The organism is Roseibium sediminis, from assembly GCF_008711325.1.
GTDB classification, from domain to species: domain Bacteria; phylum Pseudomonadota; class Alphaproteobacteria; order Rhizobiales; family Stappiaceae; genus Roseibium; species Roseibium sediminis.
The window spans coordinates 12,989-35,642 of sequence record NZ_VXDB01000023.1 but is presented as its reverse complement, the minus strand read 5'-3'; the positions used below and the strand labels follow the sequence as shown (position 1 = coordinate 35,642).

20 protein-coding genes are annotated in these 22,654 nt (G+C 58.5%); 14 read left to right on the top strand and 6 right to left on the bottom strand.

Features of this window, described 5'->3' with window-relative positions; translation table 11 throughout:
• Positions 1 to 2: 2 nt before the first annotated feature.
• The 4 genes from F0155_RS18955 to ade all read right to left on the bottom strand — a co-directional run bounded on the left by F0155_RS18955 (position 3) and on the right by ade (position 5,829).
• Positions 3 to 884, bottom strand: a complete 882-nt coding sequence (locus F0155_RS18955) for a helix-turn-helix transcriptional regulator (RefSeq protein WP_150526132.1) — start codon at positions 882 to 884, stop codon at positions 3 to 5.
• A gap of 199 nt (positions 885 to 1,083) precedes the next feature.
• Positions 1,084 to 2,745 carry a long-chain-fatty-acid--CoA ligase gene (locus F0155_RS18950; RefSeq protein WP_150526131.1) on the bottom strand — a complete coding sequence of 554 codons (1,662 nt, stop codon included), beginning with the start codon at positions 2,743 to 2,745 and terminating at the stop codon, positions 1,084 to 1,086.
• Between the two features lie 219 nt (positions 2,746 to 2,964).
• The gene (locus F0155_RS18945; RefSeq protein WP_150526130.1) at positions 2,965 to 4,119 is read right to left on the bottom strand and encodes an AAA family ATPase; all 1,155 of its coding nucleotides are present in this window, start codon (positions 4,117 to 4,119) and stop codon (positions 2,965 to 2,967) included.
• A 6-nt stretch (positions 4,120 to 4,125) separates the two neighbouring features.
• Positions 4,126 to 5,829 (bottom strand): adenine deaminase, encoded by a 1,704-nt coding sequence (gene ade / locus F0155_RS18940; protein ID WP_150526129.1) that lies wholly within the window; start codon positions 5,827 to 5,829, stop codon positions 4,126 to 4,128.
• A 402-nt stretch (positions 5,830 to 6,231) separates the two neighbouring features.
• Here ade and F0155_RS18935 point away from each other — a divergent pair, with 402 nt between their 5' ends.
• From F0155_RS18935 to F0155_RS18895, 9 genes are all read left to right on the top strand, one after another.
• Positions 6,232 to 7,515, top strand: a complete 1,284-nt coding sequence (locus tag F0155_RS18935) for an ROK family transcriptional regulator (protein ID WP_150526128.1) — start codon at positions 6,232 to 6,234, stop codon at positions 7,513 to 7,515.
• A gap of 70 nt (positions 7,516 to 7,585) precedes the next feature.
• Positions 7,586 to 8,602 (top strand): sugar ABC transporter substrate-binding protein, encoded by a 1,017-nt coding sequence (locus F0155_RS18930; protein ID WP_150526127.1) that lies wholly within the window; start codon positions 7,586 to 7,588, stop codon positions 8,600 to 8,602.
• Between the two features lie 78 nt (positions 8,603 to 8,680).
• Complete coding sequence (locus F0155_RS18925; protein ID WP_150526126.1) at positions 8,681 to 9,751, top strand: ABC transporter permease; 1,071 nt, start codon at positions 8,681 to 8,683, stop codon at positions 9,749 to 9,751.
• Positions 9,751 to 10,524, top strand: coding sequence for an ATP-binding cassette domain-containing protein (locus F0155_RS18920; protein ID WP_150526125.1), 774 nt, complete (start codon positions 9,751 to 9,753; stop codon positions 10,522 to 10,524). Before F0155_RS18925 ends, F0155_RS18920 begins: the two co-directional genes overlap by 1 nt.
• A 76-nt stretch (positions 10,525 to 10,600) precedes the next feature.
• Positions 10,601 to 11,548: a carbohydrate kinase family protein gene (locus F0155_RS18915; RefSeq protein WP_150526124.1), complete on the top strand. Its 948-nt coding sequence runs from the start codon at positions 10,601 to 10,603 to the stop codon at positions 11,546 to 11,548.
• A 61-nt stretch (positions 11,549 to 11,609) separates the two neighbouring features.
• Positions 11,610 to 13,082 carry a glucose-6-phosphate dehydrogenase gene (gene zwf / locus F0155_RS18910; RefSeq protein WP_150526123.1) on the top strand — a complete coding sequence of 491 codons (1,473 nt, stop codon included), beginning with the start codon at positions 11,610 to 11,612 and terminating at the stop codon, positions 13,080 to 13,082.
• A 176-nt stretch (positions 13,083 to 13,258) separates the two neighbouring features.
• Positions 13,259 to 15,076 carry a phosphogluconate dehydratase gene (edd, locus tag F0155_RS18905; protein ID WP_150526122.1) on the top strand — a complete coding sequence of 606 codons (1,818 nt, stop codon included), beginning with the start codon at positions 13,259 to 13,261 and terminating at the stop codon, positions 15,074 to 15,076.
• Positions 15,077 to 15,102: 26 nt separating this feature from the next.
• Complete coding sequence (gene eda / locus F0155_RS18900) at positions 15,103 to 15,741, top strand: bifunctional 4-hydroxy-2-oxoglutarate aldolase/2-dehydro-3-deoxy-phosphogluconate aldolase (RefSeq protein ID WP_150526121.1); 639 nt, start codon at positions 15,103 to 15,105, stop codon at positions 15,739 to 15,741.
• A gap of 245 nt (positions 15,742 to 15,986) precedes the next feature.
• Complete coding sequence (locus F0155_RS18895) at positions 15,987 to 16,922, top strand: calcium/sodium antiporter (RefSeq protein WP_150526120.1); 936 nt, start codon at positions 15,987 to 15,989, stop codon at positions 16,920 to 16,922.
• 60 nt (positions 16,923 to 16,982) lie between these two features.
• Here the strand turns inward: F0155_RS18895 and F0155_RS18890 are convergent, their stop codons facing one another.
• A complete protein-coding gene (locus tag F0155_RS18890) occupies positions 16,983 to 17,513 on the bottom strand; it encodes a PilZ domain-containing protein (protein ID WP_150526119.1) in 531 nt (176 codons plus the stop codon).
• A 427-nt stretch (positions 17,514 to 17,940) separates the two neighbouring features.
• Here F0155_RS18890 and pgi point away from each other — a divergent pair, with 427 nt between their 5' ends.
• From pgi to F0155_RS18870, 4 genes are all read left to right on the top strand, one after another.
• Positions 17,941 to 19,563, top strand: coding sequence for a glucose-6-phosphate isomerase (gene pgi / locus F0155_RS18885; protein WP_425299987.1), 1,623 nt, complete (start codon positions 17,941 to 17,943; stop codon positions 19,561 to 19,563).
• 308 nt (positions 19,564 to 19,871) lie between these two features.
• The gene (locus F0155_RS18880; RefSeq protein WP_150526117.1) at positions 19,872 to 20,144 is read left to right on the top strand and encodes a bacteriocin; all 273 of its coding nucleotides are present in this window, start codon (positions 19,872 to 19,874) and stop codon (positions 20,142 to 20,144) included.
• Between the two features lie 47 nt (positions 20,145 to 20,191).
• A complete protein-coding gene (locus tag F0155_RS18875; RefSeq protein ID WP_150526116.1) occupies positions 20,192 to 20,461 on the top strand; it encodes a glycine zipper domain-containing protein in 270 nt (89 codons plus the stop codon).
• 73 nt (positions 20,462 to 20,534) lie between these two features.
• Complete coding sequence (locus F0155_RS18870; RefSeq protein WP_150526115.1) at positions 20,535 to 20,810, top strand: glycine zipper domain-containing protein; 276 nt, start codon at positions 20,535 to 20,537, stop codon at positions 20,808 to 20,810.
• A gap of 63 nt (positions 20,811 to 20,873) precedes the next feature.
• Here F0155_RS18870 and ald read toward each other — a convergent pair whose 3' ends face one another.
• Positions 20,874 to 22,010 carry an alanine dehydrogenase gene (gene ald, locus F0155_RS18865; protein WP_150526114.1) on the bottom strand — a complete coding sequence of 379 codons (1,137 nt, stop codon included), beginning with the start codon at positions 22,008 to 22,010 and terminating at the stop codon, positions 20,874 to 20,876.
• 162 nt (positions 22,011 to 22,172) lie between these two features.
• On the opposite strand from ald, the gene F0155_RS18860 reads away from it, so the two are divergent.
• Positions 22,173 to 22,640: an Lrp/AsnC family transcriptional regulator gene (locus tag F0155_RS18860; protein WP_150526113.1), complete on the top strand. Its 468-nt coding sequence runs from the start codon at positions 22,173 to 22,175 to the stop codon at positions 22,638 to 22,640.
• Positions 22,641 to 22,654: the final 14 nt, after the last annotated feature.

Genomic DNA, 22,654 nt, shown 5'->3' with positions numbered 1-22,654 from the left:
CCTTACGCACCGTTAAAATGAACTGTTCCCAGCTCTGAAACGTCATAACCGCCGAGGTCCTGTGCCTTGTCGGCAAAGGCTTTCGAGCGGGCAAAGCTGATGAGCTTTTGGACCGGCGCGTCGAAGAAGTCCTTGCGCGAGACAAGGAGGTCAAAACGCTCCTGCCGAAGCGGCACGAAGTCCAGTCGGCTCTGCCGGGCGGCGGTTTCAAGACCGAAGGCGGCATCTGCCTCGCCGCCAAACACGGCCATCGCTGCTTCGCGCTCGTCGCGCGCCTGCGGACCTGAGACAATGCTGTCCTTCAGCGTGCCGCCAGCCTCAGCAAACAATTTCTGCAGCAGGACATGGCTTCCGGCAGCTTCCTGCCTCTGCACCAGACGTTTGCCAGCAAGGTCTTTCAGAGAGCGGATCTTGCCGGGATTGCCAGCTGGAACAATGAGCCCGCGCTGACGCTTGGCCCACTCGATCAGCACGACCGGCTTGAACCGGTAGGTGTGCTCGATGGACCCGACATTCCAGCCGGGACCACTGCTGTCGGGAATATGCAGCCCGGACAGCACGCCTTCGCCGCGCGCATAGCGCTCCAGACCATCGCCGCTGCCGTCAAACAGGCTGGCAAGGCCGCAATCAGACATGCGCAGCGCCCATTCCAGCAGCGGGTCATGGCTGCCCAGCGCCACCATGGGCCGTGCCTTGGCAGCCATTGCCTCCCCGGCCTGATCGATCCAGGCCAGAACGGCATCGCGCGGAAACAGAAGCTTGCCGGTTGCCCGGCTGTGCGGAACATCACCGGTTGCCACCAGGTCATAGACCTTGCGTTCCTTGACCCGAATGAGATCGGCCAATTCGCGGGTCGTGAGATAAGGCGGCAGGTTTTCTGGCATCAAGGGCTCCGCAACAACGGACAGAGAATCCGTCAACACACTGTCAGTTTAGGTAACACCCGAGGCTGACATCAACCATAAAGCGGTGTTCGGCGATTTTGCCCCACATCCCCGGAAGGGGTTTTCACATCAAAAAGCCCTCCCCCGATGCGGGAGAGGGCTCCAAAGGCACGTATGCCCCTGAGAAAGCTTGCCGAACTCAAGCGCCGGCAGCAGCTCGCTTGGCGGCTTCTTCTTCCACCAGTTCCTTCTTCGACAGCTTGCCGACCATGGTCTTGGGCAGCTCGGAGCGGAACTCGACAAAGCTTGGAAGTTCGATCTTGGACAAATGCCCCTTCAGGAACTCCATCAGCTCGTCTTCGGTCAGCGACTTGCCTTCCTTCAGCTTGACGAAGGCCTTCGGGCACTGGCCGCGATATTCATCCGGCACGGCAATGACGATGGTTTCGTCCACAGCCTCGTGCAGATAGATCGCTTCCTCGATCACACGCGGGTAGACGTTGTAGCCCGAACACAGGATCAGGTCCTTGATCCGGTCGACCAGATAGATGAACCCGTCTTCTTCCTGATAGCCGACATCGCCAGTATGCAGGTATCCATCAGCGTCGATCGTGTCTGCTGTCGCGTCCTCGCGCTTCCAGTAGCCTTTCATGATCTGCGGACCGTAAAGGCAGACTTCACCCTTTTCGCCCTTGCCGACTTCCTTCGTGCGATCCTCGATATCGACGAACTTCACCATGGTTCCCGGCACAGGACGGCCAATAGAGCCAGCACGGCTGTTGCGATCCAGAGGATTGACGCAGGCAACCGGGGAAGATTCCGTCAGGCCATAGCCCTCCACCAGAATACAGCCGGTCATCGCCTCGAATTTCTCCTTCACCTCGACCGGTAGCGGCGCGCCACCGGAAAGACACAGGCGAATGCTGGTCAGATCGAAATTCTTGGTCAACGGCGAGTTGTTGATGGCCGTGAAGATGGTCGGCACGCCGGGGAACAGCGTCACTTTCTTCTTGCCGATGACATCCAGAACCGCTTTCAGCTCAAAGCGCGGCTGCAGGACCATTTCGGCGCCAAGAATGACGGCAAGGTTTTGCGCAACGGTCATGGCAAAGACATGAAAGAACGGCAGAACACAGAGGACTTTTTCTTCCCCCAACCGGGCATCGCAGAAGACATCCCGCATTTGCTCCAGATTGGCCGCAAGGTTCTTGTGGGTGAGCATCGCCCCCTTGGGAACACCGGTCGTGCCACCAGTGTACTGCAACACTGCGATGTCATTGGCAGGATCGATATTTGCGGCCTCCGCATGGGAGCCCTTGGTCAGGAGATCAGAGAACGGAACATGCGCGGCATCCCAGGTGATGCTGGCGATTTCCTTGCGCTTGAACAGGCTGAACAGCACCTTCTTGATCGTCGGAAGGCAATCTGCCATCGGGCAGACGATGATCTTGTCATAGGTCTTTTCCAGCCGCACGGCTTCGACCTTGTCGTAGATCATCTTCAGGTCCATCGTGACCATGATCTTGACGTCGGCATCACGGGCCTGAAACGCGATTTCACGCTCTACATAGAGCGGATTGAAGTTGGCCACCGTGCCGCCGATCTTCAGGATCGCGAAATAGAAGATCGTGTAATAGGGCGTGTTCGGCAGGCAAAGACCGACATGAACGCCCGGCCCCACGCCCATGGCCTTGAGACCGGCAGCGGTTTTCTCGACAAGTTCCCCCAATTCGCCATAGGTCCAGACCTTGCCCATGAAATCGACGGCGGGGCGGTCCCCAAATCGATCCACGGTATCTTTCAGGTAGTCATAAATCGGACGCGGCTTGAAAGCTCCGATCCACTCCTCCGCAGTCTGCATGGCATTCTCCCGCTTGTGTTTTGGTTTCGGCACAGTGTCTGCACTTTGTGGCACCCCATCCTGCGGTGCGCACACTCCTCCTGCAAACGGTTTTGTACCGGTATTTACGTATTCCTGATTTCACTCCCGAATTGGGCACAACATTCCGTTAACGTCAACTCACGACGTAACGTCACCCCTGCATTTTATTGTCAGATCCAATGCCCATCAAACCAATTCCTATCGTTTTGGCCATGTCCAGGCAGGTGTGTCCGCTCCCTCAACAATTGTTTCGCCTAGCTCCTTGCGAAGTTCATGTCGAACGGCGCCGCGCATCCCGCCGAGCGCCTCCACAAGAGGTCTGGCATGTGACACCACAATCACCTGCGTCTGCTCGGCAGCGCGGGCAATCAATCGGCCCAAAGGCTCAAGCAAGCTCGGATGCAGGCTGGTCTCAGGTTCGTTCAAAACGAGCAGCGGCGGCGGCCTTGGCGTCAAAAGGGCCGCGGCAAGCAACAGGTAGCGCAGGGTTCCGTCCGAGAGTTCGGCAGCCCGAAGCGGACGCAACAGACCGTGCTGTTCCATGACTATTTCGAACAAGCCATCCGTTATCCGCACACCAACTCGCGCCTTCGGAAAGGCATCGTCGATCACCTCGTCGAACCGGCCCGGATCGCCAATTTCCCGTATGGTGCTGACGGCTGCAGCAAGGTCGCTGCCATCAGACGACAGCGCTGTCGTTCGGGTCCCGATCTGCGGCTGACGCGCGGGCGCGTCCCGATCGGTGCGCAGATGGTCATAGAAGCGCCAGCCGCGCATGCGTTCCCGCATGACAAGCAGCTCCAGCGCTTCTTTCGGGTTCGCCACATGGGTCATCATGCTGTCGAACGCCGCAAGGTCCCGCATGACCGGAATGCGCTGCCCGGTCTCATTCATCACGCAAGCCAACGGTCCTGCCCGGTTGGCGATCTCGTTTCGTCTCGAAAGTTGTTCGCCTATCCAGAGGCTCTCAACCTTGATCTCCGGGTCACGTCCGAAAACAGAATCGCTGACGATAGGCAGCCCCAGATCGATCGCATAGCCGTAGTCTTCGTCCGCAAAACCAAGCTTCAGGCTCACCGATCCGGAGCGCATCACGCCCTGCACCGGCATTTCACCCGATTTCATCGCCCGCGAAAACCGCTCCGGCCCCGCCCAAAGGGTGGAATCCAGCCCGCCTTCACGGGCAAGGCTGGCAACGATATTGCCTTGCGCGACCTCGGCCAGAAGCCGAATGGACCGGTAAAGGCTCGACTTGCCACTGCCATTGGCTCCGGTGACAACCGTGATGCGATCAAGAGGCAGCACGAGGTCCCGAAGGGAGCGATATCCTGAAACGGCAACCGTCAGGATCATGATCGATCAATCCACGAGCTGGAACTTGTTCACATCGAACATGCCGAAATCGGTGATCTTCAGATGCGGGATCACCGGAAGCGGCAAGAAGGCCACCTGCAGGAACGGCTCGGGCAATGTGCAGCCCAGCGCCTTGGCTGCAGCGCGCAGATCCTCCAGTGAATGGCGAACACTCTCGAACGGCTCAAGGCTCATGAGCCCGGCCACCGGAAGAGCCAGCTGCGCCCGCACCCCGTTGTCATCGGCAACGGCAAAACCGCCCTTCATGGCAATGACCCGGTTGACCGCATGGGCCATCGCAACATCGGACACGCCCACCACACAGATATTATGGCTGTCATGCCCGACCGACGAGGCAATGGCACCAGAGGTCATGCCGAACCCGGACACAAAGCCCTTGCCGACATTGCCCGTGCCCTTGTGCCGTTCGACCACCGCCACTTTCAGAACGTCCTGATCGGTATCTGCCCGCATCTTGCCATCGACAGACGGCAGCGTGCGGGTCAGGTCCTCGGTGAGAATACGGCCCGGCACCACGCCAATAACTCGCGTCTCCCGGTTGGAGGCGGGTATTTCGAAATCTTCCGGTTCGACGCGGGCAATCTTCACGCTGTCGAGCCCGACCGGATCCACGATCCGGCGTTTTGCAAAGAGGGCTTCCGACACGATCCGCCCACCGCTGATGACCGACGCAACGCGGCAATCGCGAACGTCATCCAGCACAACGATATCGGCCCGGCGGCCCGGTGCAATGACACCTCGATCCCGAAGCCCGAAGGCATTCGCAGCCGACCAACTGGCTGCACGATATGCATCCAGCGGGCGCGCACCGCGCGAGATCAATCGACGGATCATGCTGTCGAGATGGCCTTCTTCGGCAATGTCCAGCGGGTTCCGGTCATCCGTGCAAAGCGCAACAAACGCGGACACATCCGGCGTCAGGATGGAAGACAGCGCGTCCAGATCCTTTGAGACCGAGCCCTCGCGAATAAGGATCGTCATGCCTTTGGCGAGCTTTTCCAGTGCTTCGGCAGCACTTGTCGCCTCATGGTCGGTCCGGATGCCGGAAGCCAGATAGCCATTCAGATCCTTGCCGGACAGAAGCGGTGCATGGCCATCGATATGACCATCCTGAAAGGCAGCAAGCTTGGCGAGCACTTTCGGGTCCCGCGCCAGAACACCGGGGAAGTTCATGAATTCGGCAAGCCCGATCACCTTCGGATGATCCCGGTAGGGAAGAAGGTCCTCGATTTCGAGACAGGCCCCCGCGGTCTCGAAAGCGGTTGCCGGAACACAGGATGACAGGTTCACCCGAAGATCCATTACCGTCTCGAGAGAGCTGTCGAGGAAGTAGCGGATGCCCTCCCCTCCAAGAACATTGGCGATTTCATGCGGATCACAGATTGCGGTCGTAACGCCGTGCGGCAGCACACAGCGATCAAATTCGAACGGGGTAACCAGAGACGACTCAACATGAAGATGCGTGTCGATGAAGCCAGGGACCACAACCCGCCCCCCGGCATCGAACTCGGTCTTCCCGGAATAGCTGCCATGGGTCCCGACAATCCGGTCGCCGACAATCGCGATATCCGTTTCGGTGATCGAGCCATCCACCACACTGAACAGGCGGGTGTTTTTCAGCACCAGATCCGATGGTTCGCTACCGGTTCCGCAGGCAATCGCTTTTCCGAGAAATTCTTGAGTATCCAAGGTCTTTTCACTCCCAGTTATTGGAGGATGTTTTGTATGAAACTGTCACACTTGAACCGGATCGCAAACCGCTTGTCACCGCTTTCGACACTTTCCTTTGCCCGGCTCCCGGCCAATTCCGGCCTCCCGGCAGGGCAAACAGCATCATAAAATAGCAAAATACAAAGATACAATTTTAAGTGGTGAATTTTCTCCTTGCTACGACTACCATGCATCCCGCTGTAACCATCCGGACTGATGATTTGATAACGCACTGCAGCGTGAAATTTACGCGACGCAACGTAAATTGAATTTGACTCTCGTGGTCGGACGGTGATTAATTTCACCACAAATAATTATTAAAAACCGTACCGACAACGGATGGCAGCTTGGGACAGAGGCTGACTTCTGGGAGGAATATCCGTGACATCTACACGGCAAAATGGACGGGGATCGAATTCTGCGCAATTGCGCCGGTACAATGAGCGTATCGTCCTGCAATTTCTGCGCAAACTTGGCGAAGCTTCGAAGGCCGACCTGGCTCGTGCCGCCAAACTGACCAACGCTGCGGTTGGAGGTATCATCCAGACCCTGATCGACGACGGGATGATCATCGAGACAGGCAAGCGGCATGACGGCAGCCGCGGACAACCGGCAACCATCCTCAAGCTGGCCCCAAGAGGTGCATTTGGCTTTGGCGTCCGTATCGATCGTACCAACCTCGAAACCGTGCTTCTGGATTTTGAGGGCAAGGTGATCGGGAGGCGGAGCCATGACATGATCCTGCCTGCTCCGGAAGCAACGCTCTCCGTCATTCGCAACGACCTCAACAGCCTCGTCAAGCTTCTGGATGGTGACGAGCGCGCCAGGATCGCCGGAATCGGTGTCGCACAGCCCTTCAACCTTGGCTCATGGCTGCACGAACTGGGCCTGCCGGAGGCCAATTTCAAGCTCTGGGATGATTTCGACATCGTATCGGCCCTGCAGGAGAGCACGGGCTTTGAGGTGTTTCGCGAAAATGACGGCACTGCCGCATCCGTTGCAGAGCTGTTTTATGGCCGAGGTCGCCAGCACGACAATTTCCTTTATCTCTTTCTGGGCGCGGCCATTGGTGGCGGCCTGATCCAGAACGGGGATGTTTCACGAGGCCTGACCGGGAATGCCGGAGATGTGGCCATGATGCCGGTTCCTCCGAGCAAGCTCGCAACCGCCCCAAAGCCGAAGCGCGAATGGGACATCCTTCTGACCAGGGCCTCCCTCGTCGCCCTGTCCCGTCACATTCGGCCAACCGATTTTTCCTCGCTCAGCCGCGCGGATCTTCAGCACGCGGTTGACAGCAACCAAACGGAGTTTTCCGAATGGTTGGAAGATTGCGTGGGCGCGCTGACACCCGCGATCCAGTCGGCCTATGCCCTTCTCGATTTTCCGCTCGTCATCATCGACAGCGATCTGGGCGGGCCGTTTGCAGACCTCATCACCGACGCATTGACAAAAGCGCTGGCAAAAGCGGCGCCAGAAGCACGGGAAACGCCGGACGTTCTATTCGGCAGCTTTGCGCAGGATGCAGGTGCGATCGGAGCCGCAAGCCTACCGCTATTCTTCAACTTCTCGCCCCGCTCATCCATTCTCACAGGCGGCGTGACCCATGGCACCGCTGGCGCTGCCAGACATGATCAGAACGGGAGCAGCAGCGCGTTCGCCTTTTGAACAACGGTTGGGGTCAGGTCTGGCCGCCCCCAACCGTTTCAACAAATCTCACGGCCAGGGAGGACCGAAAATGATCCGTAAACTACTTGCAACTGCATCTGTACTGGCAGCCATGGCGGCTGCGCCTGCGTCCGCCGAGGACATCTCTGCCTGCCTGATTACAAAGACCGACACGAACCCGTTCTTTGTGAAAATGCGTGAAGGCGCGACTGCGAAGGCGGAAGAGCTCGGCATCAAGCTGAACTCCTATGCGGGCAAGGTTGATGGGGATAACGAGACCCAGGTCGCAGCGGTGGAAACCTGCATCGCCAATGGCGCAAAGGGCATCCTCATCACCGCGTCCGACACATCGGGCATCGTGCCAACCCTGCAACAGGCACGTGACGCCGGTCTGCTGGTCATCGCCCTCGACACGCCGCTTGAGCCGATCGACGCGGCTGACATGACATTTGCAACCGACAACTTCCTCGCCGGTGAGCTGATCGGCAAATGGGCCGCAGCAAAGCTTGGCGCAGAGGCTGCTAATGCCAAGATCGCCATGCTTGATCTGGCCGTGAGCCAGCCGACGGTCGGTGTTCTGCGCGATCAGGGCTTCATGAAGGGCTTCGGTATCGAGCTTGGCGACCCGAATCGCTGGGGAGACGAGACTGACCCGCGCATCGTTGGCCACGACGTGACATCCGGTAACGAGGAAGGTGGCCGCAAGGCAATGGAAAACCTTCTCGCCAAGGATCCGCTCGTCAATGTTGTCTACACGATCAACGAGCCGGCAGCAGCTGGTGCCTATGAAGCCCTGAAAGCGATCGGCCGCGAGAAAGATGTTCTCATCGTCTCCGTCGACGGCGGCTGCCCGGGCGTTGACAATGTGGCGTCCGGCGTGATCGGCGCAACCTCCCAGCAATATCCGCTGCTGATGGCCTCCAAGGGTATCGAAGCCATCGCCGCATGGGCCAAGGATGGCACCAAGCCGCAGGCAACCGATGGCAAGGACTTCTTTGACACAGGCGTTTCGCTCGTCACCGACAACCCGGTTGACGGTGTTGAGTCGATTTCAGTTGAAGAAGGCAAGAGCCTCTGCTGGGGTTGAGCCCTGACTGCTGACATCGGGGGACGGGCGGTCGGTCCGTCCCTCATTTTTTGAGAGTTAGGTACCGGGGGGAAACACATGTCACAACAGGCGGACAATTTTGAAGCCGTCGTCGCAACAGCCGATGCCAAGGTGGCCGAGTTCGAGGACACTCGAAAAGGCTTGGTCGGCCGTCTGCAACACGCGCTTCACCAGACACCATCGCTGGTGCCGCTGATCGTGTTGCTCTTTTCCATCGCCCTGTTTGGCATCATGCTGGGTTCGAAGTTCTTTTCACCCTTTGCAATGACGCTGATCCTGCAACAGGTGCAGATCGTCGGCGTTCTGGCCGCGGCCCAGACCCTCGTCATCCTGACCGCAGGAATTGATCTCAGCGTCGGCGCCATTGCCGTGCTGTGCACCGTGGTCATGGGCAAGTTGACTTTCGACCTCGGCATTCCGCCTTTCCTGTCAGTGACGATCGGCCTCGCGGTCGGCACGCTCATCGGCGCGATCAGTGGATTTCTGGTCAGCCGGGTCAAACTGCCGCCGTTCATCGTGACGCTTGGTATGTGGCAGATCGTGCTTGCGGTGAATTATCTGTTTTCAAAGAACGAAACCATTCGCTCTCAGGACATTGAGACTGAGGCTTCATTCCTGCAGTTCCTTGGAACCAAGTTCCAGATTGCAGGGGCAACCTTTACACTCGGCGTTCTCCTGATGATCGTCCTGTTCATCGCCCTCGCCTATGCCCTGCGTTCCACCGCCTGGGGCCGCCACGTCTATGCAGTTGGCGATGACCCGGAAGCTGCAGAACTCTCAGGGGTGGACGTCCACAAGACCTTCATGTCGGTCTATATGCTGGCCGGTTTCATCTGCGCCCTCGCAGGCTGGGTCATGATCGGCCGCTTCGGCTCGATCTCACCGTCTGCAACCACCGGCGTGATCGGCAACATTCAGGCGATCACAGCCGTGGTGATTGGCGGGATTTCTTTGTTCGGCGGGCGTGGTTCCATTGCCGGAGCCCTCTTTGGAGCCCTCATTGTGGGCGTCTTTGAACTCGGCCTCCGAATGGCTGGCGCGGACCCGCAATGGACCTTCCTTCTCATCGGCGTGCTCATCATTGCGGCCGTTGCGGTCGACCAGTGGATCAGAAAGGTAAGTGCGTGATGGAACCGATCCTCAAAGCTCGCGGTCTGGTCAAACGCTACGGCAAGGTGACCGCCATCGACAAGGCCGACTTCGACCTGATGCCCGGCGAGATCCTTGCAGTCATCGGCGACAATGGCGCCGGTAAATCCTCCATGATCAAGGCAGTTTCGGGAGCTGTTGTGCCCGACAGCGGCAAGATCTGGCTGGAGGGCAAGGAAGTCCAATTCCGTTCGCCCATTGAGGCAAGAGAAGCGGGCATCGAGACCGTCTACCAGCAGCTTGCCATGTCCCCGGCCCTGTCGATTGCCGACAACATGTTCATGGGACGGGAACTGCGTAAACCGGGCTTTCTCGGCACGTATCTGCGCATGCTGGACAAGCCAGCCATGCAGGCCTTTGCCAGAGACAAGCTGAATGAGCTCGGCCTTGCCACCATCCAGAACATCAATCAGGCGGTGGAATCCCTGTCCGGTGGCCAGCGGCAAGGCGTGGCTGTCGCCCGCGCGGCAGCTTTCGGGTCCAAGGTCGTGATCCTTGATGAGCCAACCGCCGCACTGGGGGTCAAGGAAAGCCGCCGCGTTCTGGAACTCATTCAGGACGTGCGCTCAAGGGGTATTCCGATCATCCTGATCAGCCACAACATGCCACATGTTTTTGAAGTCGCAGACCGCATCCACATCCACCGTCTCGGCAAACGGCTGGCCGTCATCAAGCCCGCCGACTTCACGATGTCCGATGCTGTCGCCCTGATGACCGGTGCCATGGAGCCGCCGTCCGAGGTGGCCGCCTGATGGTCGGATACACACCAACAGCCAGCCCGGCACCGGGCTGGTCTTCCCACCGCATGCCCTCACTGAAAGACACTCCATGATCCTTGTTTGCGGCGAAGCCCTCTTCGACCTCTTCTCCGACACGGCCTCCGGTTCCCATGTCCCGTTCGACGCGCTGATTGGCGGCTCTCCATTCAACGTGGCTGTCGGGCTTGCGCGGCTGGAGGAAAAGGTGGCGTTCTTTGGCGGTATCTCCACAGACACCTTGGGCCAGAAGCTGGTCGATCAGCTTGAGAAGGAAGGGGTCGACACGTCACACATTCACCGGTCCAAGGCGCTGACAACCCTGAGCCTTGTGCAAAAAGACGCCCATGGTGTCCCCGCCTATACCTTCTATGGGGAAGGCGCTGCAGACCGAATGGTGCATGAAGAGCACCTGCCCAAACTCGCCGCACCAGCCAGCTTCATTCACGTTGGTTCTTACACCGCTCTGGTCAAACCGGTATCCGATAGCCTGAAGACCCTCATTGCCCGCGAGCGCGAGTTCAGCTTGATTTCATTTGATCCGAATATCCGGCCAACAGTGGAAGCAGACATGGACCTGTGGCGAAAGAACACAGATGAGCTGGCGGCTTCTGCAGACCTCATCAAGGTGAGCGATGAAGACCTGTCCCTCATCCATCCCGGCAAGGATCCTGCTGACGTCGCACGGGCATGGATCAAGGCAGGGACAGGTATCGTCGTGGTGACACGAGGTGGAGACGGTGCCACTGCCTTTACCTCGATCCTTGAAATCAGCGTCGCAGGACGCAAGGTCGACGTTATCGACACTGTTGGAGCCGGGGACACATTCCAGGCAGCCCTCCTTGCCGGACTTGTGGATCGGTCGATCAATTCGCGCGCCAAACTTCACGCAATAGACTCCAACACCTTGCAGGATCTGCTAGAAACAGCCGTCGAAGCAGCGGCAATCACCTGCTCCCGCAAAGGGGCCGACCTTCCTCATCGTCAGGAAGTTGCGGGTTTTGCTGCGGTTGCGAAATAAACAGCTGACAACGGCTTTAAATCGATTTAAAAGACTGGCGAATTCTTGAAGGGATGCAGTCATGGTAGCACGCGTGATAGAGGTCGAAGCGTTTGATCTGGTGGTTTTCGGGGCTTCCGGAGACCTTGCCCATCGCAAGCTCATGCCCGCGCTTTACCATCGCTTTGAAGACGGACAGATCCCGGACGAGGCACGCATCCTCTGCACGTCCCGCCGTGATTTTTCAAACGAAGCCTACCGGGACTGGGCAAAGGCGGCGATTGCCGAACACGTGCCCTCGCACGACAAGGAACGCCTCGCAACCTTCCTCGAAAAGCTCTCCTACATTGCCATCGATGTCGGCAGCGGCGCGGGATTTGGAGATCTCGCAAAGGTCCTGAAGGGCCGTCCGGATGTGGTGCGCGCCTTTTATCTGGCCGTCGGACCCGACCTCTTTGGCCCGATATGCGAGCAGCTCGGCAAGGGCGGCATGGTCAATGAACACACACGGGTCGTGATCGAAAAGCCGATCGGCAAGGACGGCAAGTCCGCCAAGGCGCTCAACGACACCGTTGGTGCCGTGTTCAAGGAACACCAGATCTTCCGTATCGACCACTATCTGGGCAAGGAAACCGTTCAGAACCTGATGGCGCTGCGCTTTGCCAACGCCCTGTTCGAGCCGCTCTGGAATGCAGCCCATATCGATCACGTTCAGATCACCGTTGCCGAGTCCCTCGGTGTTGGTGGCCGCGCCGGATACTATGACACTGCGGGCGCAATGCGGGACATGGTGCAGAACCACATCCTGCAGCTGCTCTGCCTTGTGGCCATGGAGCCGCCGGAATCGATGGACGCAGACAGTGTTCGCGATGAAAAGCTGAAAGTCCTGAAGGCCCTGGCACCAATCAAGGGCGAAGACGCCGACAGGTTCACTGTTCGCGGCCAGTACCGTGCGGGGGCTTCCGCGGGGGGCGCTGTTCCGGGATATCTGGAAGAGCTTGGCCATCAGGACAGCACCACCGAAACCTTTGTGGCCCTCAAGGCAGAAATCGCCAACTGGCGATGGGCAGGAGTTCCGTTTTACCTGCGCACCGGCAAGCGGCTTGCCCAGCGCGTATCGGAAATCGTGGTTCAGTTCCGCCCGATCCCGCACTCGATCTTTTCTGCTGAAGCAGGATCGATTTCCGCCAACCGGCTGATCATTCGCCTGCAGCCTGATGAAGGCGTGCAGATGAAGGTGATGATCAAGGACCCCGGCCCCGGCGGCATGCGCCTTCGCGAAGTGCCGCTGGACATGAGCTTCGCCGAGGCTTTCAAGGTCCGTAATCCCGACGCTTATGAGCGCCTGATCATGGACGTGATCCGCGGCAACCAGACCCTGTTCATGCGCCGTGACGAGGTGGACGCCGCGTGGTCATGGATTGATCCGATCCTGACAGCCTGGGCCTCCAGCAAGGAGCCGCCGCGCGGCTATACCGCTGGCACCTGGGGACCATCGGCCTCTATCGCACTGGTCGAACGCGATGGCCGCACCTGGGCTGAAGACGGCCTTTAACAAACAGACGGAGCGCGGCGACAATCCGGTTTCGCCGCCTCCCCAAGGGCAGACATCCCCGGCTGAAACAAGCTTCGTCTGCAGATTTTAAATCGATTAAACCGCTGCAAATCGGGGACTTTGCCGCGCACACGAGCTGAGTATCCGGCCCTGCCGGAGAATGAGGGATGTAAGAGATGACGGTTCAAGCACGCATTGGCGAAATCACCGAACGGATCGTCAAGCGCAGCCACGACACACGGTCCGCCTATCTGGAGCGGATCGGCAAGGCCGCTGAAAAGGGTCCGCACCGCTCGCGCCTGTCCTGCGGCAACCTTGCCCACGGATTTGCAGCCTGCGGCCTTTCCGACAAGGCGGCCCTTTCTGGCGATGTCGTGGCAAACCTCGGCATCATCACCTCCTACAACGACATGCTGTCGGCCCATCAACCCTATGAGACCTATCCGGAACTGATCCGTCAGGCAGCCCGCGAAGCGGGTGCCGTGGCTCAGGTTGCTGGCGGCGTTCCGGCAATGTGCGATGGCGTCACTCAGGGACAGGAAGGCATGGAGCTTTCCCTGTTCTCTCGCGACGTGATTGCCATGTCCGCCGCTGTCGGCCTGTCACACCAGATGTTCGACGCAGCTGTCTATCTTGGCATCTGCGACAAGATCGTTCCCGGCCTCGTTATTGCAGCGCTTTCCTTCGGCCACCTGCCGTCGATCTTCGTTCCTGCAGGGCCTATGACCACCGGCATTTCGAATGACGAAAAGGCAAAAATCCGCCAGCTCTATGCCGAGGGTAAGGTGGGTCGTGACGCGCTGCTGGAATCGGAATCCCGCGCGTATCACTCTCCGGGCACCTGCACCTTCTACGGCACGGCAAATTCCAACCAGATGCTGATGGAGATCATGGGTCTCCACATGCCGGGCGCCTCCTTCGTCAATCCGGGCACACCGCTTCGCGACGCCCTGACCCGCGAAGCCGCCAAGCGCGCGCTGGCAATCACTGCACTTGGCAATGAATTTACCCCGGTTGGGGAAGTGATCGACGAAAAGGCCATCGTCAACGGCGTCATCGGCCTGCACGCCACAGGCGGTTCGACCAATCACACCATGCACCTTGTCGCCATGGCCGCAGCTGCCGGCATCAAGCTGACATGGGACGATATTTCCAAACTGTCCGACGTCACTCCGCTGCTGGCCCGCGTCTATCCCAATGGCAAGGCGGACGTGAACCACTTCCAGGCAGCTGGCGGTCTCGCCTTCCTGATCCGTGAATTGCTGTCCGATGGTTATCTCCACAAGGACGTCAAGACCGTCTACGGGTCGGACCTCTCCGGCTATACGGTCGAAGCGCGGCTTGATAGCGACGGAAACATCCAGCGCGATCCGGTTCCCGAAATCTCTGGCGATGAAACAGTTGTCGCACCTCTCTCCAAGCCATTCCAGCCGACTGGTGGTCTGAAGATGCTGACCGGTAACATGGGCAAGGCGGTCATCAAGATTTCGGCTGTGGCCGAAGAACGCCACATCATCGAGGCCCCGGCCCGCGTGTTCCACACTCAGGAAGACATGCTCAAGGCCTTCTCCAACAAGGAGATCAACGGCGACATCGCAGCTGTTGTTCGCTTTCAGGGCCCCAAGGCTTGCGGCATGCCCGAGCTTCACAAGCTGACCCCGTGCCTCGGCATCCTTCAGGATCGCGGCTACAAGGTTGCCCTGATCACCGATGGCCGCATGTCCGGCGCTTCGGGCAAGATCCCGGCAGCCATCCATGTGACACCGGAAGCAGCTGACGGCGGTCCAATCGCCAAGATCAAGGATGGCGACATCATCCGGGTCGATGCCAAGACCGGCAAGCTGGAAGTGCTGGTGGACGCGGACGAGTTTGCAGCCCGCCCACTCGCTTCGGCCGATCTCTCCCATCATCAGAACGGGGTTGGCCGCGACCTCTTCGCCACTTTCCGAAATGCCGTCGGCACTGCTGATACCGGCGCTTCGGTGTTTGGCTGACACTTTCAAGGATTGGACCCGTTTCCATGGCACAGAATGTAGAACGCATCGAAAAGGTCATGCTGGCCGCTCCCGTGATCCCGGTGCTGGTGATCGAGGACCCGAAAAAGGCCGTTCCGATGGCCGAGGCTCTGGTTCGCGGCGGCCTGCCCTCCATTGAAATAACCCTTCGCACCGAGGGCGCGCTTGAAGCGATCCGGCTGGTTGCCGAAAATGTGGAAGGCGCGATCCCGGGCGCGGGAACCGTTCTGGATCAGGCGCAATATGAAGCAGCCGTTGCCGCTGGAAGCCAGTTCATCGTGTCTCCCGGCGCAACCAATACCCTGATCGATATCGCCGAACAGAGCGACGTTCCGCTGCTTCCGGGCGCCGCCACGGCATCGGAAGTCATGGCCCTCATGGAACGTGGCTACCAGCGGCTCAAGTTCTTCCCGGCGGAACAGGCAGGCGGCGCCTCCTACCTCAAGTCCCTCTCCTCTCCCCTAGCGGCAGTAAAATTCTGCCCGACCGGTGGCGTGAGCCTTGAAAAGGCCCCGACCTATCTCAAGCTTCCCAACGTCCTTTGTGTCGGCGGATCCTGGATCGCGGATGCCAAGGCAATCGAGGCCGAAGACTGGTCCGGCATTGAAGAACGCGCGCGCGCGGCAGCCGCGATTTCCGGCTGACCCAAAGCTTCAAACTATTTTTGCATTCGCCAATGCCCGGCCCCTTGTCACAGGGGCCGGGCATTCTTACTTGCGATCCACTCCGGCAGAGCGCTGCGCAAGCGATCATCAAGACCGAAGTACAAACAACAAGAAGCGGGCCCACTGGCACATACGGCGCGATAGCGGCCACCGGTTCGAATTGAACCAACTTCCTTCGCGACACGACACCACGGCAGCGACCTTATTTTCGGATACATTTTGTCATGATGCTCGATGTCGTCTATCTGGTCTTCGGACTGGCCCTGCTTTTTGCAGGTGGTGAGGCACTCGTTCGCGGTGCTGCCGCAATTTCCGTCCGCCTCGGTGTACCCCCCATGATCATCGGCCTGACTGTCGTCGGCTTCGGCACATCCATGCCGGAACTGCTGGTGTCGGTTCAGGCAGCCCTGAAAGGGTCCTCCGACATTGCCGTTGGCAATGTGGTCGGCTCCAACATTGCCAACATCCTGCTGATCCTCGGCATAGCCGCCATCATCTTTCCGATCACGACCGCGATCTCATCGGTCAAAAGGGATCTTGTGGTGATGCTTGCGGCTGCTGCCTTAATGTTTGTGCTGCCGATGTTTGGAATTCTCAGCCGCCTGACCGGCTCGCTGATGGTCGCTGCTTTAATCGCCTATCTGATTTATGCAGCCATGACCTGCGACCGTGAGGAAGGCTGTGAAGATGGCCCTCAGCAGGGGTCCATGCCGAAAAATCTTGCCTTTGTGGCCGCCGGTCTTGTCGCCCTTGTCTTTGGTGCCGACTTCCTGATCGATGGCGCAACGTCAATAGCAAGCGTGCTGGGTGTTTCTGAAGCCGTGATCGGCCTGACGATCGTCGCCGTCGGCACGAGCCTTCCCGAACTGGCCGCGTCCGCCATCGCTGCGTTCCGTCGTCACTCCGAAATTGCCATCGGCAATGTCATCGGCTCCAACATCTTCAATATTCTGGGCATTCTGGGCGCAACTGCCATCATCCAGCCAGTCGCAATCTCACCAGCGATTGCTGCCTTTGACATTCCGGTGATGATCGGTGTCTCGCTGGCCCTTGTTCTCTTGATGGTGTTTACACGATCACTGAACAGGATTGTTGGCGCGGCATTTATCGCGACCTACGTGCTGTATTGCAGCTATCTGTTCGTACAGCTTCCGGCTTGACGCGGAGCCCCGGCCTGATCGATTTTCCTGCTGGTCCTGACGGATCAGCAGGAGGAAACCTTACTCGAATTCCTTCAGGTTCCAGATCAGTCTCAGCCCGCAGCCGGATTTGTTCCGCCAGGCAATCTCACCGATGATCGGCTTCTCGAATTTTTCAAGCGACAGGATTACGTCGTCATCGGTAAAGGCTTCCATACCGACCGCCTGAACCCGGCATCCATTCGGCGCGGCATTGACGATCTTTCCCTTGACCTTCAGCTTTCCGGACTTGTCGCTGATCTCTACCGGGATATCCACGTCGGACCGCTTTTCCCGACGCAGCTCGGTCACCTTGTTGTTGGTTTCCGGGAAAACGACAGCTGCATCCTTCTTGCGCACAGCCGTGACCTGGGCCTTGACGAGCTCGTTGGCCTCGCCAACCCGAATACCGATATTCTTGTGCAGGACAGATATGTTGTCTGATGTCAGGCGGCAGCCCCAGTCGTTCAGATTGGACAGCTTCGCCGAAATGCAGCTCAGACGGTCAAAGTCCACGACAAGAACGTCCACGCTGGACCCTGCCATGCTCTTAAGTTGCGCCAGAGCATCCATTCACTCACTCTCCTTGACCCCTCACCGACACATCCGCTTGTTGATGCCGCGGATATTTTTGGTTTGCCTCTTCCGAAACAGACCATCGGACAAATAACACCCATTCATTAAAATATTTCCCAACGTGAGCTTGAAGATTTGCGATTTATCCCGCTATACGTGCAATTCCGTAACTCTGAAACCGCTTACAGTTCTCTAACTATCGACGCGAAGTTTCACCTGGTTCGCTTCTCGAAACGCGATGGGTTTTATCTCCAAAATACGTTTTCTTCTTTCATCACGCGTATCATCAGATCTTTCCCTTCACTTCGCGCATTTTTGAGGTACACCCCCTGCCCTTTCACCGTTGGCTGTGCTATGTCCGGCCCAACCGAAACGCAACGATTTCCGAGATTTAAATTGATTTAAACGGAGACCATCCATGACCCTGGAAGCCACCTTTCGAGCACTTGCTGAAAAGGCTGACAAACTGAAGGGAACTTCCCTTCGGACCCTGTTCGCGGAAGACGGTGAGCGGTTTTTCCGCTTCTCGGCAACGACCGGGGATCTGCTGCTGGATTACTCCAAATCGCATGTTGATCAGGAAGCTGTATCGCTGTTGATCGAGCTTGCCCGTGCAGCAGGTGTTGAAGAACAACGCACCCGCATGTTCGCCGGCGAGAAGATCAACACGACCGAGAACCGCGCAGTCCTTCACACTGCCCTTCGCAATCAGTCCGGGCACCCGGTTCTGGTTGACGGAGAGGACGTGATGCCGGATGTGTCTGCGGTTCTGGCTTCCATGTCAGACTTCTCGGAAGCCATCCGCTCCGGCGATCTGGTGGGAGCCAAAGGCGCGCCGTTCACCGATGTGGTGAATATCGGCATTGGCGGGTCCGACCTTGGCCCGGCCATGTGCACCCTCGCCCTTGCCCCCTATCATGATGGTCCGAGGCTGCATTATGTTTCCAACGTTGATGGCGCCCATCTGACCGACACGCTGGCAACGCTCAACCCAGAGACGACGCTCTTCATCATCGCCTCAAAAACCTTCACCACCATCGAGACAATGACCAACGCACGTTCGGCCCGCAAATGGGTGGCCGATGCCTTGGGAGAAACGGCTGTCGGAGCGCACTTTGCGGCGGTCTCAACAGCGCTCGACAAGGTGTCCGACTTCGGGATTTCCGAAGAACGTGTCTTCGGATTCTGGGATTGGGTTGGCGGGCGCTATTCAATCTGGTCCGCGATCGGCCTGCCGCTGATGATCGCCATCGGCCCTGATGCCTTCCATGAATTTCTGGAAGGCGCCCATGCCATGGACCAGCATTTCCAGACGGCTCCGCTTCAGGAAAACCTTCCCGTTCTGATGGGACTGATCGGCGTCTGGAACCGCGATGTTCTGGGCCACGCCGCCCGCGCCGTCCTGCCTTATGACCAGCGACTTTCGCGACTGCCTGCCTATCTCCAGCAGCTCGACATGGAATCCAACGGCAAGCGCATCACCAAGGACGGCACGCCGGTCGCGATGGAAACCGGACCGCTGGTCTGGGGCGAGCCGGGAACGAATGGGCAGCACGCATTCTACCAGCTGCTGCATCAGGGAACGACCGTCATCCCTTGCGAGTTCATCATTGCGGCACGCGGCCACGAGCCGGAGCTGAAGCTGCATCATGAGATGCTGGTTGCAAATTGCCTTGCCCAGTCCGAAGCCCTCATGCTGGGACGCACGCTTGAAGAGGCAGAAGACCAGCTTCGCAAATCAGGCAAGTCGGAAGCGGAGATCAAGGCGCTTGCCCCGCACAAGGTTTTCCCCGGCAATCGTCCGTCCCTGACACTTGTCCACGACCAACTGACCCCCTACGCCCTTGGCCGCCTGATTGCCCTCTACGAGCACCGGGTTTTTGTTGAAGGCGTCATCTGGAACATCAATTCTTTTGACCAGTGGGGCGTGGAATTGGGCAAGGAATTGGCCACTGCCCTGCTCCCGATGGTCCAGGGCGAACAACCGGCAAACGAGAAAGACACGTCCACACAAGGACTTCTGGCCAGAATCCGCGGAACGGCCTGATTTTCGGGCGGCAAATCCGGACCCTGAACCATCCGGAATTGCCGCCTCAATTTTGCCCCAACTCCCCGGATATCAGCATTTCTGAAGCAGTTTGTTCAGGAGGCATTCAGCTACCGCACATATAACGATGCGCGCGCAGGAAGATGTGTGGATGCGGAACAGCTAAACGACAATTGCGAGGTTGTGCGAAGCAGACTAACCTTGCGATGTTTTGATTTGCGGCAATGCCTGAGACGCTCAACAAGGCAAGATGCCGATATTTTAGAGCCCATGACCGAAAACGGCACGGGCGAAGCCGGGAGACCGAGATGAAGAAACAATTGATCCTCGTTGCAGCGGCCGGGATCCTGCTGGCCGGTTGCCAGTCGAGCGGACAGCGCGACCGCGCGCTTGTTGGCGGCGGCCTTGGCGCAGCAACAGGCGCAATCGTTGGTGCTGCGGCTGGAAATGGCGTTGGCCCGGCTCTTGCGGGCGCAGCCATTGGTGCAGCCGGGGGTGCGATCATCGGCTCCGCAACAGCACCGAAAGACTGTGTCGCCTATGATCGCAACGGCAACCCCTACCGGGTGGTTTGCCCCTGATCTGGCGCTAACAAACCAATTTGGCGGATATCAAAAGGAAAATGGACATGAAGAAACTCGTTCTCATTGCCGCAAGCGCCCTGTTTCTGGCCGGTTGCCAGTCTGACAGCCAGCGCGACCGTGCGCTCGTGGGCGGCGGTCTGGGCGCTGCAACAGGTGCCGCGATCGGCGCAGCAGTCTCCGGCGACGTAGGCGGTGCGCTGGTTGGTGCCGCTATCGGCGGTGCGGGCGGCGCGATTGCCGGCTCTGCAACCACTCCGAAGAACTGCGTTGCCTATGACCGCAACGGCAACCCGTACCGCGTTGCCTGCCCGTAATTCTGACAAGGCCAACGCTGGGGTAGTTTCATTGTAAACTATGGGTGATTCGCAACTCACCCATGGAGATCGAATGAAACACCTCATTGTGGCTTCCGTTTGCGGGTTGCTCGTAAGCGGCTGTGCCGGAAATTCCGATAGCCAGCGTGACCGCATGCTTATTGGTGGCGGTCTGGGCGCGGCAACCGGAGCAACCATTGGAGCTGCGGCCGGATCAACTGCAGGAGCAGCTGTTGCCGGCGCAGCCATTGGCGCAATTGGCGGCGGTCTGATCGGGATGGTCACGACCCCGGAAAAATGCGTTGCTCGGGACCAGAACGGCAACACCTACAAGGTGAGATGCCCATAAAATCAAAAAGGCCGGTTCAAACGAACCGGCCTTTTTTCTTTTGTTTTTTGCTTTTCAGACCGCTCAGGCAGCCTTGCTTGCCGCGCTGGAGAGAGCAACTTCCGGTGCGACATAGTCGTAGCCCAGAGCCGTGGCAACAGCTTCACAGGTCACCTGACCGTTGTGAACGTTCAGGCCCGGCAGGAAGTTGGCATCGGCCAGAAGCGCCTTGGCAGCACCCTTGTTTGCCAGAGCCAGTGCGAACGGCAGGGTGACGTTGTTCAGCGCGTAAGTGGACGTGCGCGGAACGGCGCCCGGCATGTTGGCCACGCAGTAGTGAACGATGTTGTCGACGATGTAGGTCGGGTCGGAGTGGGTCGTCGCCTTGGAGGTTTCAAAGCAACCGCCCTGATCGATGGCAACGTCAACGAGGACGGAGCCCGGCTTCATGCGGCTGACCAGATCAGCAGAAACAAGCTTCGGAGCAGCAGCACCGACAACAAGAACGGCACCGATCACCATGTCAGCTTCAAGTACATGGGCTTCAAGAGCCGCCTTGGTGGAATAGACCGTCTTCAGCGCAGCGCCGTAAGTCTGGGACAGACCTGCCAGAACATTGGTGTTGCGGTCGAGCACGGTGACATCCGCGCCAAGACCGAGGGCCATTGCAATGGCATGCGAACCAACCACGCCGCCGCCAATGACAACAACCTTGGCCGGCGCAACGCCCGGAACACCGCCGACGAGAACGCCGGAGCCACCATTGGCCTTTTCGAGCGACTTTGCACCTGCGATGACGGACAGACGGCCAGCAACCTGAGACATCGGAACCAGAAGCGGCAGGCCACCCTTGGAATCAACAACGGTCTCATAAGCAATGCAGGTCGCGCCGGACTTGACCAGATCAGCGGTCTGTTCCGCGTCCGGAGCAAGGTGAAGATATGTGAAGAGGATGTGGTCCGGGCGCAGCATTGCGCGCTCGACAGCCTGCGGCTCCTTGACCTTGACGATCATGTTCGCGATGTCGAAAATTTCCTTGGCAGTGCCCAGCACCTTCGCACCGGCAGCTTCGTAAGCCACGTCATCGGCACCAATGCCAACACCGGCATTCGTCTCGACAAAAACTTCGTGGCCCTGAGCCACAAATTCAACAACGCTGTCCGGCGTAAGGCCAACGCGGTACTCGTGGTTCTTGATTTCCTTCGGCACACCAATGCGCATGACGTTTCCCCTTCAATCTGGATGTTGTCTTCAGCAACTGGATAAATCGTAGAACCAAACGGCGCGCATGTGCTTGCGTAATTCTATTGTGCTCTGCGAAATATTGCAATTTTATGCGGATTTTTGATAAGATCACCGCATAAAATTCGAAGGGATCGGACAATGAAGCTTGATGTTATAGACCGGAGGATCCTGCAGGTTCTGCAGAAGGAAGGTCGCATAGCCAACGCGGATCTGGCCGACAAGGTCGGTCTTTCAGCCTCCGCCTGCCTGAGGCGCATGCGCGCGCTGGAGGAAAGCGGCATCATTGCCAGCTATGTGGCGCTTCTGGACCAGACCAAGCTGGGCCGCCGCATGGACGTGTTCGTGGAGATCTCGCTCGTCGGCCAATCAAATGAAATTCTGGAAGCGTTCGAAAAGGCCGTCGTCCGCGCTTCAGAGGTTATGGATTGTTTTCTGATGGCTGGTGACGCTGACTACATGCTCCGCGTAACCGCAGCCGACCCTCTCGATTTCGAGCGAATTCATCGCGAACAATTGGCCCGGTTGCCGGGCGTTCTGCGCATGAAGACATCGTTTGCAATCCGCCCTATTGTCCGCACCACCGCTTTCCCGATGGACACAAAATAGAGGCTGCATTCAAT